This window comes from Achromobacter sp. 1L-A-4-B-C2 (assembly GCF_057291955.1).
In genome coordinates this window covers 15,593-29,145 of record NZ_JBXAWP010000006.1, presented here as the reverse complement: position 1 = coordinate 29,145, position 13,553 = coordinate 15,593, and the positions used below count along the sequence as shown (strand labels likewise).

Sequence of the window (13,553 nt, the reverse complement as noted above, 5' to 3'; positions counted from 1 at the left end):
ACGACCGGCGCGCCGGAGGAGACAACATGAATCCGTACATCGACGAAGACCTGTCCGTCTTGGCCGAGCACGCGGGGCGATTCGCGGACGGCCGCGTGGCGCCCGGCTACCTGGAGCGCGACAGGACCCGCGTGCTGGATCGCGGCCTGATGCGCGAAATGGGGCAGTTGGGGTTCATCGCGCCCGAGTTGCCCGAGGACCGCGGCGGACAGGGCCTGGGCTGCATGGCGGCCGGCGTCATCCACGAGCAGATCGCGCGCGCCGACTTGAGCTTTTCCTACGTCAATCTGCTGGCTTCGTTGAATGGGCAGATCCTGGCGCAGCATGGCCAGCGCGAGGTCGCCGCGCCGTGGCTGACCCGGCTGACGCAGGGCGATGCGTTGCTGTCCATTGCCTTGACCGAGCCGCGCGGCGGTTCGGATGCCGCCAACCTGCGGCTGCGGGTCGAGCGCGTGGACGGGCACTACGTGGTCAACGGTGAAAAAACATCCATCTCCGCCGCGGACCAAGCGGACGCCGCCATCGTGTTCGGCCGCAGTGGCACCGTGGAATCGGGCGCGCATGGCGTGACGGCCTTGCTGGTGCCGATGGACTTGCCCGGCATCACGCGCAACCGCTTTGACTGCCACGGGCAACGCGCCATCGGACGTGGCTCGCTGTTCTTCGAAAACGTGCGGGTGCCGGCGGACCACCGGCTGGGGCAGGAAGGCCACGGCTTCGTCCAGGTCATGCAGGGCTTTGATTATTCGCGCGCGCTGATCGGGCTACAGGTGCTGGCGGTGGCGCGCGCAGCGCTGGATGAGACGTGGGCGTATGCCGCCCAGCGCGAGGCCTTCGGCAAACCCTTGACCGCATTCCAGGGCGTGTCGCATCCGCTGGCCGAGGCCGAAACCCAGCTTGAGGCGGCGCGGCTGCTGTGCCTTCAGACCTTGTGGCTGAAGGACCGCAACCTGCCCCATAGCGCGCAAGCCGCCATGTGCAAATGGTGGGCACCGAAGCTGGCGTACGACGTGGTGCATCAATGCCTGCTGACGTTCGGCCATGGCGGATACGACCACGGGCTGATGGAGCAACGGCTACGCGATGTGCTGGGATTCCAGATCGGCGACGGCACCGCGCAAATCATGAAAATCATCATCGCTCGCGAGCGCGCGGGTCGACGCGCCGTGCCCGCTTGATATCCCCGCATTCCTTGCAACCTCTCTGGGAGACGCATCCATGGAATTTGACGCCGTATTGATTGCGCCGCGCCGGGCGTTGAGCATCGCGCGCGGCTGGTGGCGGGACGTGACCATCAACGACCTGCTGGACAAATGCGTGGCGGCGCATCCCGACAAAGTTGCATTGACCGCCGTGCAGTCCGACGTCGGCACGCAGCGCACGTTCACCTATCGCGAACTGGCGGCGCTGGCCGACCGCGCTGCCGTGGGGCTGGCGCGCCTGGGTGTCGGGCGCGGCGACGTGGTGGCGTGCCAACTGCCCAATGGCTGGGAATTTGTCGTCACGTATCTGGCCTGCTCGCGCATCGGCGCGGTGATGAATCCGCTGATGCATATTTTTCGGCAGCGAGAACTCTCTTTCATGCTGCGCCATGGCGAAGCCCGCGTGCTGATCGTGCCGCATCGGTTTCGGGGCTTTGACCACCCGGAGATGGTGGCCGGCTTGCGCGCGGATCTGCCGGCGCTACAGCATGTGATCGTCGCGGGTAGCGACGGGCCCGACGGTTTCCACGCGCTGCTCGTTGGCCCCGAATGGGAACGCGAGCCGGATGCCGAACGCATCCTGACCCAGTCTCGCCCCGGCCCGGATGACGTCACACAGCTGATGTACACGTCTGGCACCACGGGCGAGCCCAAGGGCGTCATGCACACCGCCAACACCTGCTTGTCCAACATCGCCGCTTACGCCGAGCGGCTGCGCCTGGGCTCGGACGATGTTGTGCTGATGGGCTCGCCTATGGCGCACCAGACCGGCTTTATGTACGGCTTGATGATGCCGTTCTACCTGGGCGCGAGCGCCGTCACGCTGGATATCTGGAATGCCGAGAAAGCCGTTGCGCTGATGCGCGAACTGGGCGTCACGTTCAGCATGGCATCGACGCCGTTCCTGACGGATATCGCACGTCAGGTGGCGCAGTCGGGCTTGACGGTGCCCACGCTGCGCGTCTTTCTTTGCGCGGGCGCGCCCATCCCCGGCCCGCTTGTCGAACAGGCCACTCGCGCGCTGGGCGCGAAAATCATCTCGGCCTGGGGAATGACGGAAAACGGCGCGGTCACGTTGACCCTGCTGGACGATGACGACACGCGGGCCTGCACCACCGACGGCAAGCCACTGCCCGGCGTTGAAATCAAAGTCAGGGACGCGTCGGGCGCAGCCTTGCCCGCCGGCGTCGAAGGCCAGCTTTGGCTACGGTCATGCTCCAATTTTGGCGGCTACCTGAAGCGGCCGCAGTTGAACGCCACCGACGCCGACGGCTGGTTCGATACGGGCGACATGGCCCGCATCGACGCCGACGGCTACTTGCGCATTACGGGGCGCAGCAAGGACGTGATCATCCGAGGCGGCGAGAACATCCCCGTGGTTGAAATCGAGTCGCTGCTGTATCGGCATCCCGCTGTGGAGATGGCGGCCATCGCGGCGTATCCGGACGCGCGCCTGGGTGAACGCGCCTGCGCGGTGGTAACGCTCAAGCCCGGGCAGGCATTGAGCTTGCAGGATCTGGTGCAGTTCTTGAAAGGCTTCGGCGTGACCAGGCAGTACATTCCCGAGCGCCTGGAAGTGCTGGACCAACTGCCGACGACGCCCACGGGCAAGGTCCAGAAGTTCAAGCTGCGCGAGATGCTGAGTGCAAGCCTGGGGGAGGGGCAGGGCGGGACGCCGGGGTAGGCGCGGACATCGGACATTACAACGGACATCGCATCGGACATCGCATCGGACATCACATCGGAGCGCGCGTGTCGGACATCACACCGGCTAGCGCACCGGCTAATGCACCGGACAGCGCACCGGGCGTCACCTTGGACAATGCCCCGCCCGCGTCGCTCGCATAACGAAGCGGCGGGGCGCGCCCGCGAAAACTATCCGGCTCAGGCCCCCGTCGCTTCCAGCGGCGCCACCGCCGCGCCCTGGATCTTGTGACGCGCCAGCGCGTCGGCCACGAACCCGGCCTTCTTCATGGCTTCCACATAGGCCGACAGATACGCGCTGGCCTTGTCGCCCCGGCTCTTGGGCACGCCCATTGCCTGGCGTATTAGCATGAAATGGCCGTCCAGTAGCCGCAGGCCGCCCAGGCGCGCGGCGTCGGCTTGCAGCTGCTGCTTGACGCCCGCGGCCACTTCCAGATTTTCTTTCATGAAGGTATCGACGACGGCGGGCGAGGTCGGCGCGCGGAAGATCTCGGCGTGCTTCAGTTCGCGTGTCAGGTACAGGTCGTAGGCGCTGCCTTTGCCGACCGTCACTCGCACGCCCTGGCTGTCGACCTGTTCCATGGCGGTGACCGGCGAATCGTCGCGTACCAGGTAGGCGCCTTCGATCACGACGTAGGGGGCGGTAAAGGCGATTTGTTCGCCACGCAAGGGGTCGATCGCGAAGAACCCCACGTCCGCCTGCTCGGCCGCCACCGCGTTGACCGATTCGCCGGCCGATTTGAAAACCACCAATTCCAGCTTGACGTCCAGGCGCCGCGCCAGTTCCGTGGCCAGGTCCACCGAGACGCCAACCGGCTGGCCGGTGGCCGGGTCGGTGTTGGCCAGAATGGGATTGCCCAGGTTGATGGACGCGCGCAGCGTGCCGGTGGGGGCGAATGCGGAAAGCAGCTCGTGGTCGGTCTTCATGGCTTCCTTGATCGGTATGCGCCGCGCCGTCAGGGCGCAGCGGCTTGCCCTCAAGAATAGCCGGATCGACGGCGCCTGTGCATTGCGGGATTGGCGCCTGCACACGGCCGCACCTGCCTCCTGGAAGTCGCACCTGTGTCCGCGTGCTTTCGCGCCGGCACGAAACCCGACCCGCGCCTTATTGCGCGCGGCGCAGCACGTAGTGCGGGGCCAGTGGACCCGTGGGGCGGGTGCCGTCGCGGTACAGCAACGTCACCTGGTTCTCGGCGACGAAGTAGCGCTGGCTGTCGCCGGAAGCGTCCAGGCGGATGGTGCTGCCGTCCGACTCCCAGCTGAACGTGCCGGTCACGATTTCGGGTTGCGGCTCGCGGTCCAGGTACTGGGTCTGGCGCTCGTAGCGGTCGCCCTTGAGCAGCGTCAAGCGCGTCTTGATGCCGGGGCAATCCGCGCAGGGCAGCGTGCCTTCGTAGCTGCCTGGCCAGTCCAGCGCATTGCGGGCGGTGTGGTTATCGGCGGGCGTATCGCGCGCGTCATGCGACTTGAACGGCGCGCAGCCGGCAAGCAAGGCCAGGCTCAGGGTGCAGGTCAGGGTGGTTTTCATCATGGCGAGCTCCTGTGGGTTAGTGTTTTTGCCGGAACATGTCCTGCCGGATTCACGATACGGACAGTAACGGGAGGGTGCTGAAACGGGATGTAAAGTGCCGCAATCCGTTGCGGGAAGGGTGCATGGCAAGGCAGAACGGCTGGGGTAGACTGCCGGCTTAATCTCTTGATGCGCCATGGACCCTGAACTGCTCAACCTGCTGGTGACCCGCGACATGCCGTTCGGCAAGTACAAAGGGCGACTCATCGCCGACCTGCCCGGCCCTTACCTGGCGTGGTTTGCGCGCAAGGGCTTTCCGCCCGGCGAGCTGGGCCGCCTGCTGGCGCTGATGCATGAACTGGATCACAACGGCTTGTCGTCCTTGCTGGCGCCGCTGCGTACGTCGCGGTCCGGGGCTGCGCCCAAGGCGTAGCACCGGATTTAGCCCTAGATTTAGCCCCAGATTTAGCGTCGGATTTAGCCCCAGATTTGGCCCCGGGTTCAGCCCCGGATTTAGCCCCGAGCTTTGCTTCGGACCCAGCCATCTGGGGCCGCCCCAATGCCCGGTGGCTTGGCTGGGTCGGAAACGGCGCGAAACAACTGCGGGGGCGCTTGTAGCGGTTTGGCACGACGAGGACGCGCACCCGGCGCTACGATTAGCCGGCGCGCCACGGGCGGCCGCGCATCCACCATCCGGTCGCCAAGGGCGCTTGCCCATTAAAGAAGAGGTCCCCATGAAGAAATTCTCCGTTCCTGCCGCCGTGTTCGCCGCGCTTTGCACGCTGGGCGCCGCAAGCGTGACGCATGCGCAGTCCATCCAAAGCCCCGCGCCCGCATCCCAGGAAATGCAATTTCCCAGCATGCCTTCCAAGGACGGCAGCCAGTCGCCGCCGTCGACCTTGCGCATGACCGTCACGCCTGACCCGAGCGCACCCCCGCCAGTCATGCGCGACACCGAGGAAAGCCGTGCGCAGTATGTGCGCTGCCGTGAAGTGTCTGACCGCGCGGCGGTGTCCAACGCGCAGATGCAGGCCGGCGTTGCCCAGTGCCTGAAAGAACTGGAGCAGCGCCGCCAGCAGCAGTAAGCCGTACACCGGACGCGCCGGACCGGGCCGGCATCGGCCAATTGCTGGATTCTGCCGTGTTCTGTTGCCCGCTGGACCGGGTCGGCATCGGCCAATTGCTGGATCCTGCCGGGTCCAGTTGCCCGCCGGACCGAGCCGACTTCAGCCGTTTGCAGGACCCGGTCGGTTTCGCTTGCCGGCCGACAGCAGCCGCGCCAGCCACGGATGCCGGTTGCTCAGGGCGTGCATTGCAAAATGCCGCTGCGGCGTTCCCAGGATTCATCAGCGCGGTGCCGCATTGATGGCCAGCTTGGGCAGCGCGGCGCTTGCCTTGGGCGGCGAACGCGTCGGCCCCTTGGGCGTGCTTGCCTTGGGGTTGGCCGCCGGGGTGAAGAGGGGCGCGGGCGGAGTCGGCGTCGGCTTGGATGCCTCGGCCAGCAGCGTTTGCGGCAAGACGAACCCGTCAAAACTCGCTTGCGTGAACGGATTGTTGGATTTCTCGGCCGTGATGCGATAGCGCATCGCGCCGTCGTTGGCGGAAAAGCTCAGGTCCACGCTATTGGCCGTTGCGCTGTCCAGGCGCGCCTGGCTCAACAGGCGAAACATCGACCACGACCCGCGATACACCAGCCCGCTGCTGGTGCCCGCCGCGCTGACCAGCGTGATACGGCTTTCCGTGGAATCGCCCAGATTGTTCGGCCAGATCAGGCCGACGCTATTGCTAGGCCCGTGGCTGTAGGCGATCAACTGACCTTCGACGCTTAGCACGCTGCTGCGCCGGCTGGACGTCAGCCCCAGCGGTTCGATGCTGAACTGCACGCCCAGCGCCCCTCGGCTGTTGAAGAAGGCATCGCGGATTCGGTCGGCTGCCTCAAGCTGCTCCAGCACGTCCATGCGTACCAGGTACCCGCCACGGCGTTCCGAATACAAGGCTTCAAGGTTGTCGTCAAAGAACAATTTCAAGTATTGCTCCTTGAACTGCGCCAGCCTGCCTTGCGGCCCGAACAGCGCCGTGAAGTCTTCAAGGGAGGCGTCCACGCGGCTGTTCGGGTTGAACGGGTAGCGCCCGGCCAGCCGTTCCTGGTAATAGCGGTAGACGTCGGTGTCCCACCGCCGTTCCAGTTCCTTCAGCGCCTCGATCAGCAGCACCTGCGAGGATTCGTCCGCCAGCTTTTTCACTTGCCGGTTCAGCGGTTCGGGCAGGCCCACCGCCACGCGTTGCAGGTTGCCGATGGGGTCGGCCCCCTTGAGCGCAAAGCGGTCCAGCACGACGGCTAGTGCGGCCTTGCCCGGTTCAGCGCTGTCATGCACGCCCTTCAGCGTGTCGTGGACGCGGCCGATGGCGCCCATGCTTTCGTCCAGGTACGAAGGCTTGTCGCCCTTGGACAGCAGCAGTTCCGACAAGGGCGCAAACGGCCGCGCAATGACCGCCACCTGCGGAACGTTGGCGCCGGTGATGGCATTGGCCGTCACCGGCTCGACCTTGTCGGTGGGCTGGCCCGGCGTGGCGACCCCGGGCGAGGGCGGGCTCAATACCGTGTTGTCGCGCACGGTCTCGAGCAGGCGGCGCAGCGGCGCGGCCGGGCTGGTGACATTGCCCAGCACCGTTACCGCCTGGCCCAGGTCGTTGAAGTCCACCACTTCAAGCTGGTTCAGGTTGCGTTGCCAGGTGTCGATGTAGTCGCTGCTGTATAGCGCGCGCACGCGTTCGGCCAGCACCTGTTTATCGGCCTCTGAATAGTCGATGCGTTGGCGCTCGCCCAGCGTCCAGCGATCGATCATTGCTAGATCGGTAAAGTCCTTGCCGTGCGCGGCAAAGTAGCCGTGGTAACCCGCCGCCGTCAGCAGCGGATCGATGCGCGTGGTCGCGCCCGCCGTGCTGCCCGGCGCGGCCGGATCCTTGTACAGGATGTCGAACGCCGGGCCGACCTCATGGCGCAGGTCCAGCGGCGAATGCAGGATCTTGCCCGCCTGTTCGCGCATCGTCATGTAGACGCGTTGCGGCATGGGCAACTGCCGCAGGCGCTGCTGGACGTCGGCGATGCGCGCCTGGTGTTGGGGAAGCTCGGCGTCGGCATATTTCATGGCGTAGTCCAGATGCCGCATCAGGCCGTTCTGCACCGAGCCCTGGCCCGGGTAGGCGGCCTGCCATTGCTGCGTCATCCAGTCTTCGACAATGGGGGCGCGGCGGTTGTCGCGGTCTTCGATCATGCGATAGACGCGCAGCGCCGCCAGTTGCTGGTTGCTGCCCGAGGGCGCGCTATTGATGGCGTGCATGACGCCGCTGGCCAACTCCGGCAGAAAGCGCTTCGACAGCAACTGCAAATAAGCCTCGTCGACCTTAGGCCCGATCTTGCGGCCTTGGTACAGGCCCAGCTCGGACACCACCGGCCAGGCACTGCGGTAATCGCCCACGACCGCGACGGCGCTGCGGATCTGGTCCAGCGGCTGCAACAGGTTGCGGCCCGTGGGGTCGCTGCTGCCGTCAATCTTGTGGACGCTGAATTCGCGGCTTTTTTCCAGCACGGACATTGCCATCTGGCGGTTGACGCCGTGGTAGTGGTACCAGCCGCCGGCCATCAGCAGGCAGCCCAGCCCGGCCACGCCAAACCCCACCAGCAGCGTGCGGCGCTTGTCGGCCATGACCTTCAGGTTGTCGCCCGCCAGGCCGGCCTCGGGGTAGATGATGCGCTGGAACACCTGCTGCGCGAAATACACCACCGAGCGGCCGCTGGGCTTGGCATGCGCGGGCGCCTCTTCAAGGCCATACGATTGCGACGCGGCATTGATGAAGGCGTCGCACAGCAGCCCCTGCTGATAGACGGACGAAAAATACACGCCGCGCGGCAGGGCGGGCGTGATGTATCGGTCACTGCCCAGGACGTCTTCCAGAAAGCTCAGCAGCACCGGCCGCATGCCGGCCAATTGCCGCACCAGCGAAAACAGTGCTTCGCGCGCCTGCATCGTGGCGGCCTCGCCCAGCGCGTCGAATATCTGTTCGTTCAAGCGTTGGATGAAGCCGTCATAGCGGCCGGCCAGCTCGTCCAGCCACGCGTCGTAGTCATGCACCGAGTCCAGCGTGAAGGTGAAGCCGAAGATGTCTTCGCGCACGGCACGCGGCAGACGGGCAAAGAACGGTTCGAATCCGTTGAGCAGGTCGAACTTGCTCAGGACCACATACAGCGGCGGGCGCGTGCCCAGGTGGCGGCTCAGTTCGGCCAGGCGCGTGCGCAGCAGAATCGCCAAGGCCTTGCGGTCGCTGGCTTTTTGATTCAGCAGCGTCACCAGGTCAACCATCAACACCACGCCGTTCAGCGGGCGCCGGCTGCGGTTGCGACCCAGCCAGTCCAACAGCCCGGCCCACAGTCTTGCGTGCGCGCCGGGCGGCAACAAGACCTGCCCCAGCGAGCGCGACGAGGGCGCCGCCAGCGGGGGAGATTGTGGGGGAGATTGCGGGGTGACTGGACCGTCGGCTTGGTCGGCGACTTGCGCGCCGCTTTGCGGGGCGGCCTGAGCAGCAGCTGCCGCCGCGCCGCCGGACATGGCGCGATCCGATACACGGTCCGCGACTTCAGGCGCGGGCGCGGCCTCTGTCTGGCTGACAAGTTCGCCGGGTGGGTCGATCAGCACCGCTTCATCACCCATCCACCAATCGATGTCATACGCCAGGTCCGGGTCCGCATACGCGCGGCGCACGCCGGCCTTGATCTCGTTGCTTAGTGAAAAGCTTTGGCTGGATCGGTTGATGAAGCTGGTCTTGCCGGTATTTTCCTGACCCAGCACCAGGTACCACGGCAGCTCGTAGATCGCGTTGCGGCCCTTCAGGTTGGAACGCAGCACGTTCAGGCTTTGATTCAGCGCGCGCTCTTGCGCCTGCACGAAGCGCAGCACCGGGTCGTCTTCGCGCTGCGCCAAGGCGCCGCGCTCGGCCTCCAGCCGGCGATTGCGTCGGCGCAGCGCCCACAGCCACCCCAGCGCCGGCGCCATCAGGATCAGCAGCGTGCACAGGATACGCAGGGTCAGATCGGCAAGGGGTTGCTGGCCACGCCAGGTCCAGAACGGGCCCAGCCACCAAAGGCCGATCAGCAGGAACACGATGGCGATCAGCACCAGGATCGGCATGGCGCTTTTGAACTGGCTGGCGACCGGCATGCCGTAGCGCTTGATCATCGACCACACATTCTTCATCGCAGGACTCCTTGGCTCTTGCTGTCCGCGTCGCTGGCGGGGCGTACGGGCAGGTATGGGTTCAATTGTTCGGCCAGCTCGGGCTCCCATTCGTGGGCGGGCATCGCGCGCAGCGTGACGGCCACATTCGTGTAGAGGTTCTGAGCCAGCCATGACAGGCCGCGAGCGGCAAGCAGGTCCGCTGCGATGACGGTGGCGTACGCGCGCTGGCGTGGCGATTCCGAATTGCCCTGTTGTTCTTGCAGCCGATGCAGCACGGTTTCGACACCGTCGCTGTCCAGTTGCGCAATCAGTTCTTCGCGCAGGGCGGCGAATTCCGGATGCGGGCCGACGCTGCCGTCGTGGGCATCCGCGCCGCTGATCCAGGCCAGTGTTTCGCTGTCGACAAAGGCCCGGCCGTCGCTGAAGCTCAGGTCCACTAACGCGGGAATGCGGCGCACGAAGCGTTCCGTGGCAAGCCGGATCGCGGCGGCGGCGTCCTTCATTTCAAGGCGTGCGGCGATACCGGCTGCCAGAAAGCTGCCACGTATCCAGTAGGGCGAGGCGACGACGCTTTTTTCAACCCGTTGCAGCAGCGCCGGGTTGACGGCGTTGCCGGCCAGGGCTTCGCCGTAGCCGTCCACGATATCGGCCGGCACCGCCATTAATTCGGTGCGCATGCCGTGGCGCGTGTTGGGCGCCGCGTGCAGATGCGCCCACAGGGCGAAGCGGCGCAGCTGGTAACCGGTTGGGTCGTAGGCGTCCTGCTGGTTGATGAATTCGGCCACGCTCAACAGGGAACGGCGGTTCTCACGCTCGTCGCCGGCGCTAAGCGAGGCGGTTGGCGCGGCGCTGGAAAACGGGCTGGCAAAGGCGCCGACAGGGGAGCCAGCAGACCCACCAGCAGACCCACCAGCAGACCCACCAGCAGACCCACTGGCAGACCCACCGGGTCCGCCGAAAAAGCTCTCGCTGATGGCCTGGCTGCCTTGTTGCCCGGCACCTCTTCTGGGGGCGGCCGATGCCGCGGCGTCTGGATAGCGGGCCTGTTCGACGCGGCGGGAAAAGTGCGCTTCCAACCGGGTCAGCAATGCCTGGTCCAGCTTGGCCTCGGGCGCACTGGCCTGAAGCCGGTCCAGCGCCTGCTGCGCGCGCGCCTGATCCGCCTGGTTGAAACTGGCGGCCGGCAGCGTTTCCAGCGCGTCGCGCAGGCGGTCGGCCAACAAGGACACCAGTCGGCGCTTGCCCAGGTAACCCGTCGGGCCGGGCTTGGGATGCCCGGTCTCCCAGTAGTGCTCGACCATGCCCGCCAGCACATCGGCCGCTTCGGCCCAGCGCCGCCATGAGCCCGCCTTGATGCGCGCGGAAATCAAGTGGCCCGCGACGCGAAAATGCTTGCACTGTGACGCCAGGTACTGGCGAGCGGCCTCGTCCACGTACAGCCAGTCCAGCCGCGCTTCTTGCAGACCGCCCAGTTTGATCATCTCGTGGTCGATCGCCTGGAAGGTTTCGTCTTCTTCGTCGAAGTGGCCGGCGGGCTGGCGGGCGTCCAGCGGCGCCAGCAGGGCATCCATGTCAAGCGGGGCGTAGTGCGTCACCAGTGACACGCCTCGCGCTGGCGCGACAACAGCGCTTGCAGGCCCGTGGCGTCGAACGTCAGGCCGTTGACGGGCGCATAGTCGCTTTCCACACGCAGCCGCGCGCCCGCGACGAACGGCCGCAGTTGTTCGATGGCAACCAGGCCCCGGCCGGCGTCCGCCACGTTGCCTTCGTCCAGCACGCGCCACGGCCGCGCGGGCGACAGCGGACGGTCGTCCATGTACAGCCGCACCGACATCTGGTGCCGTTCAAAAGGCCGGTCGGCCAGTAGCTGCAACCGCGAAATGTTGGACAGGCAGGTGATGGCCAGATAGATAGGCGGGCGCATGTTCAACGCGGGCGCGGAAATCACCACGCGCTGCTGTCCGGCGGGCGGCTCGTTCGAGTCGCTTATCAAAAACGACCTGTCGTTCTCCGGGCGTGTCGATTCGTTCTGCCTGACGATGTCGTACGCACGGGCCGAAGGCGGCAGCAGCGCGGTCGCCGCGTCGGGGGCCGGGGCCGGCTCGGCGGTCGAGGGGATGCCTGCGGCGGGGTCCAGCGCAACCGTGTGCCGATGGCCGCTCAGCGGCGCGGAGAGCGTGGGCGGTGTGCCCGCCGCCGCGTCAAAGCAGGCCAGCCGTTCAACGCCGGACACGATCTGCGTGCAGTCGCGCGCGAACGCGTCTAGGTCGTTGGCCGCCTGCCCGACGGGCGCGGCCAGCATCAGCACAACCAAGCTAGGGGCAAGTTTCATGAAGTGTGGTCCTCCCGATCCAGATTCCACGCCTGACAGCGGCGCGCCAGCGTACGTTTGGGGATACCCAGGCTTTGGGCCGCCCGGGTGCGAGATCCATTGACTTGCCGCAGGCGCGCACGGATGACCAGGCTTTGAAAGGCGTCCAGCGCCTGCGGCAGGTTGTCCGTATGCAGCAGGCCATGCAGCAGATCGGCGCCGGCGCTGTGGCCCGCCAGCGGCGGCACGTCGCCCTGCGACAGTTCAAGCGTGTCGGCGCGGATGGCCTGGCCTGGCGCTGTTCTTTCGGACGCCACCAGGATCAGGCTGCGAAGCTGGCGCACGTTGCCCGGCAGGGCGTGCGCCGCCAGCACCGCGAGGGCGTCCGGCGCGATACCCGCCACGCGAGTCTGCCGTTCTCGGTTGTGTTGCAGAACGGTGTGCAGGGCCAGCGCGGGAATGTCTTCCGGACGCTCGCGCAGTGGCGGCAGGGCCAGCGTCAGCTGCCGGATCCGAAAGTACAGGTCTTCGCGAAAACGGCCATCGCGGATCAACTGCGGCAATGGTCGGTGGGTAGCGCAGATCAGGCGGAAGTCCGAGCCGTGCTCGCGCGTGGCGCCCAGCGGCCGGAACTTCTTTTCATTGAGCAGCCGCAACAGCGTGCCTTGCAACGCCATGGGCATGTCGCCGATCTCATCCAGGAACAGCGTGCCGCCGTCGGCTTCGGCAACCAGGCCGGTACGCGCCTGCACGGCGCCGGTGTACGCGCCGCGCACGTTGCCGAACAACTCGGCTTCGATCAGGTCTTGCGGAATGGCCGCGCAGTTCACGGGCACGAATTTGCCGTTGCGTGACGAGGCCTGGTGTATCAACCAGGCGGCGTGGTCTTTGCCTGTGCCCGTTTCGCCCGTCAGCAGCACGGCCAACGCCGAATCCGCGAAACGCAGCATCGCTTCCCGTGCCGCTTTCGCCGCGGCGCTGACGCCAATGAATTCGGCCGCCAGCAAGCGCGCGGCGCGCTGTTTGCCTGCGTCGGCCGCCGGGGTCTGGCGTAGCGCCTGTTGGTAGCGCGCATCGTCGGCGGCATGCGCCTGGGCGTGCAGCCGTGTGAAAAGCGCTTCGTGCATCGCTTGCAAGGCGCGCCAGACGGGGTGGTCGCGCCACGTGGACAAGGTCAACGACGGCCCCGCCAGAACCAACACGGCCAACGACTGCCGGCGTGCATCGTGCAAGGGCAGGACCAGCAAGCCATGCCGCGTGCCCAGGCGTTCACGCAGCCGTTCGAAGCCGGACCCCACGCCCACCAGAGCGGACATCTGCTCTACCAGGCAGGGCTTGCCACTGGTCATTGCGTAGACCAGGGGGTCGTCCAGCGCGTCCATGCTGATGTCGTGCAGGTCGGCGCCGGGAGACCCGGCCGACGCCAACGGCACCAGCGCGTCGCCCGTGGCGTTGCGCGCGTACAGGCAGGCGGCCGAGATGGCGGGCGCTGCCGCGCAGGCGGCCACGAAAACTTGCGCCAGCGCGTCGGGCCGGCTGGCGCATGCCATGTCGCGGGCAACGTTGGCCACGCTTTGCGCGTCCATGTCGGG

10 protein-coding genes are annotated in these 13,553 nt (G+C 66.5%); 4 read left to right on the top strand and 6 right to left on the bottom strand.

Annotation, left to right across the window (positions count from 1 at the left end; all coding sequences use genetic code 11):
• The first annotated feature begins 26 nt into the window (after positions 1-26).
• Positions 27-1,178, top strand: a complete 1,152-nt coding sequence (gene aliB, locus AC0Z35_RS25240; protein WP_485133272.1) for a cyclohexanecarboxyl-CoA dehydrogenase — start codon at positions 27-29, stop codon at positions 1,176-1,178.
• 40 nt (positions 1,179-1,218) lie between these two features.
• Positions 1,219-2,886: a cyclohexanecarboxylate-CoA ligase gene (gene aliA, locus AC0Z35_RS25235; RefSeq protein ID WP_485133273.1), complete on the top strand. Its 1,668-nt coding sequence runs from the start codon at positions 1,219-1,221 to the stop codon at positions 2,884-2,886.
• A 200-nt stretch (positions 2,887-3,086) separates the two neighbouring features.
• Here the strand turns inward: aliA and AC0Z35_RS25230 are convergent, their stop codons facing one another.
• Together AC0Z35_RS25230 and AC0Z35_RS25225 are read right to left on the bottom strand one after the other, a co-directional pair.
• Entirely contained in the window at positions 3,087-3,833 is a 747-nt protein-coding gene (locus AC0Z35_RS25230) for an ABC transporter substrate-binding protein (RefSeq protein WP_046806989.1), read from the bottom strand.
• Between the two features lie 178 nt (positions 3,834-4,011).
• Positions 4,012-4,437 (bottom strand): copper resistance protein NlpE, encoded by a 426-nt coding sequence (locus AC0Z35_RS25225; protein WP_485133274.1) that lies wholly within the window; start codon positions 4,435-4,437, stop codon positions 4,012-4,014.
• Between the two features lie 175 nt (positions 4,438-4,612).
• Here AC0Z35_RS25225 and AC0Z35_RS25220 point away from each other — a divergent pair, with 175 nt between their 5' ends.
• Positions 4,613-4,849: a DUF3820 family protein gene (locus AC0Z35_RS25220; RefSeq protein WP_046806991.1), complete on the top strand. Its 237-nt coding sequence runs from the start codon at positions 4,613-4,615 to the stop codon at positions 4,847-4,849.
• A gap of 301 nt (positions 4,850-5,150) precedes the next feature.
• Positions 5,151-5,501, top strand: a complete 351-nt coding sequence (locus AC0Z35_RS25215; RefSeq protein WP_485133275.1) for a hypothetical protein — start codon at positions 5,151-5,153, stop codon at positions 5,499-5,501.
• Positions 5,502-5,762: 261 nt separating this feature from the next.
• Here AC0Z35_RS25215 and tssM read toward each other — a convergent pair whose 3' ends face one another.
• The 4 genes from tssM to AC0Z35_RS25195 are packed head-to-tail and all read right to left on the bottom strand — an operon-like array spanning position 5,763 to position 13,547.
• The gene (gene tssM, locus AC0Z35_RS25210; RefSeq protein ID WP_485133276.1) at positions 5,763-9,668 is read right to left on the bottom strand and encodes a type VI secretion system membrane subunit TssM; all 3,906 of its coding nucleotides are present in this window, start codon (positions 9,666-9,668) and stop codon (positions 5,763-5,765) included.
• Positions 9,665-11,245, bottom strand: a complete 1,581-nt coding sequence (tssA, locus tag AC0Z35_RS25205) for a type VI secretion system protein TssA (protein ID WP_485133277.1) — start codon at positions 11,243-11,245, stop codon at positions 9,665-9,667. The genes tssM and tssA overlap by 4 nt, the downstream gene beginning before the upstream one ends.
• Positions 11,242-11,982 (bottom strand): type VI secretion system-associated protein TagO, encoded by a 741-nt coding sequence (locus tag AC0Z35_RS25200; protein WP_485133278.1) that lies wholly within the window; start codon positions 11,980-11,982, stop codon positions 11,242-11,244. Before AC0Z35_RS25200 ends, tssA begins: the two co-directional genes overlap by 4 nt.
• Positions 11,979-13,547, bottom strand: a complete 1,569-nt coding sequence (locus tag AC0Z35_RS25195; protein ID WP_485133279.1) for a sigma 54-interacting transcriptional regulator — start codon at positions 13,545-13,547, stop codon at positions 11,979-11,981. Before AC0Z35_RS25195 ends, AC0Z35_RS25200 begins: the two co-directional genes overlap by 4 nt.
• Positions 13,548-13,553: the final 6 nt, after the last annotated feature.

What these genes read in the sequence shown, in the direction of transcription:
- aliB (WP_485133272.1), top strand. Translation starts at nt 27, where the DNA reads ATGAATCCGTACATCGACGAAGACCTGTCCGTCTTGGCCGAGCACGCG.
- aliA (WP_485133273.1), top strand. Translation starts at nt 1,219, where the DNA reads ATGGAATTTGACGCCGTATTGATTGCGCCGCGCCGGGCGTTGAGCATC.
- AC0Z35_RS25230 (WP_046806989.1), bottom strand. Translation starts at nt 3,833, where the DNA reads ATGAAGACCGACCACGAGCTGCTTTCCGCATTCGCCCCCACCGGCACG.
- AC0Z35_RS25225 (WP_485133274.1), bottom strand. Translation starts at nt 4,437, where the DNA reads ATGATGAAAACCACCCTGACCTGCACCCTGAGCCTGGCCTTGCTTGCC.
- AC0Z35_RS25220 (WP_046806991.1), top strand. Translation starts at nt 4,613, where the DNA reads ATGGACCCTGAACTGCTCAACCTGCTGGTGACCCGCGACATGCCGTTC.
- AC0Z35_RS25215 (WP_485133275.1), top strand. Translation starts at nt 5,151, where the DNA reads ATGAAGAAATTCTCCGTTCCTGCCGCCGTGTTCGCCGCGCTTTGCACG.
- tssM (WP_485133276.1), bottom strand. Translation starts at nt 9,668, where the DNA reads ATGAAGAATGTGTGGTCGATGATCAAGCGCTACGGCATGCCGGTCGCC.
- AC0Z35_RS25200 (WP_485133278.1), bottom strand. Translation starts at nt 11,982, where the DNA reads ATGAAACTTGCCCCTAGCTTGGTTGTGCTGATGCTGGCCGCGCCCGTC.
- AC0Z35_RS25195 (WP_485133279.1), bottom strand. Translation starts at nt 13,547, where the DNA reads ATGGACGCGCAAAGCGTGGCCAACGTTGCCCGCGACATGGCATGCGCC.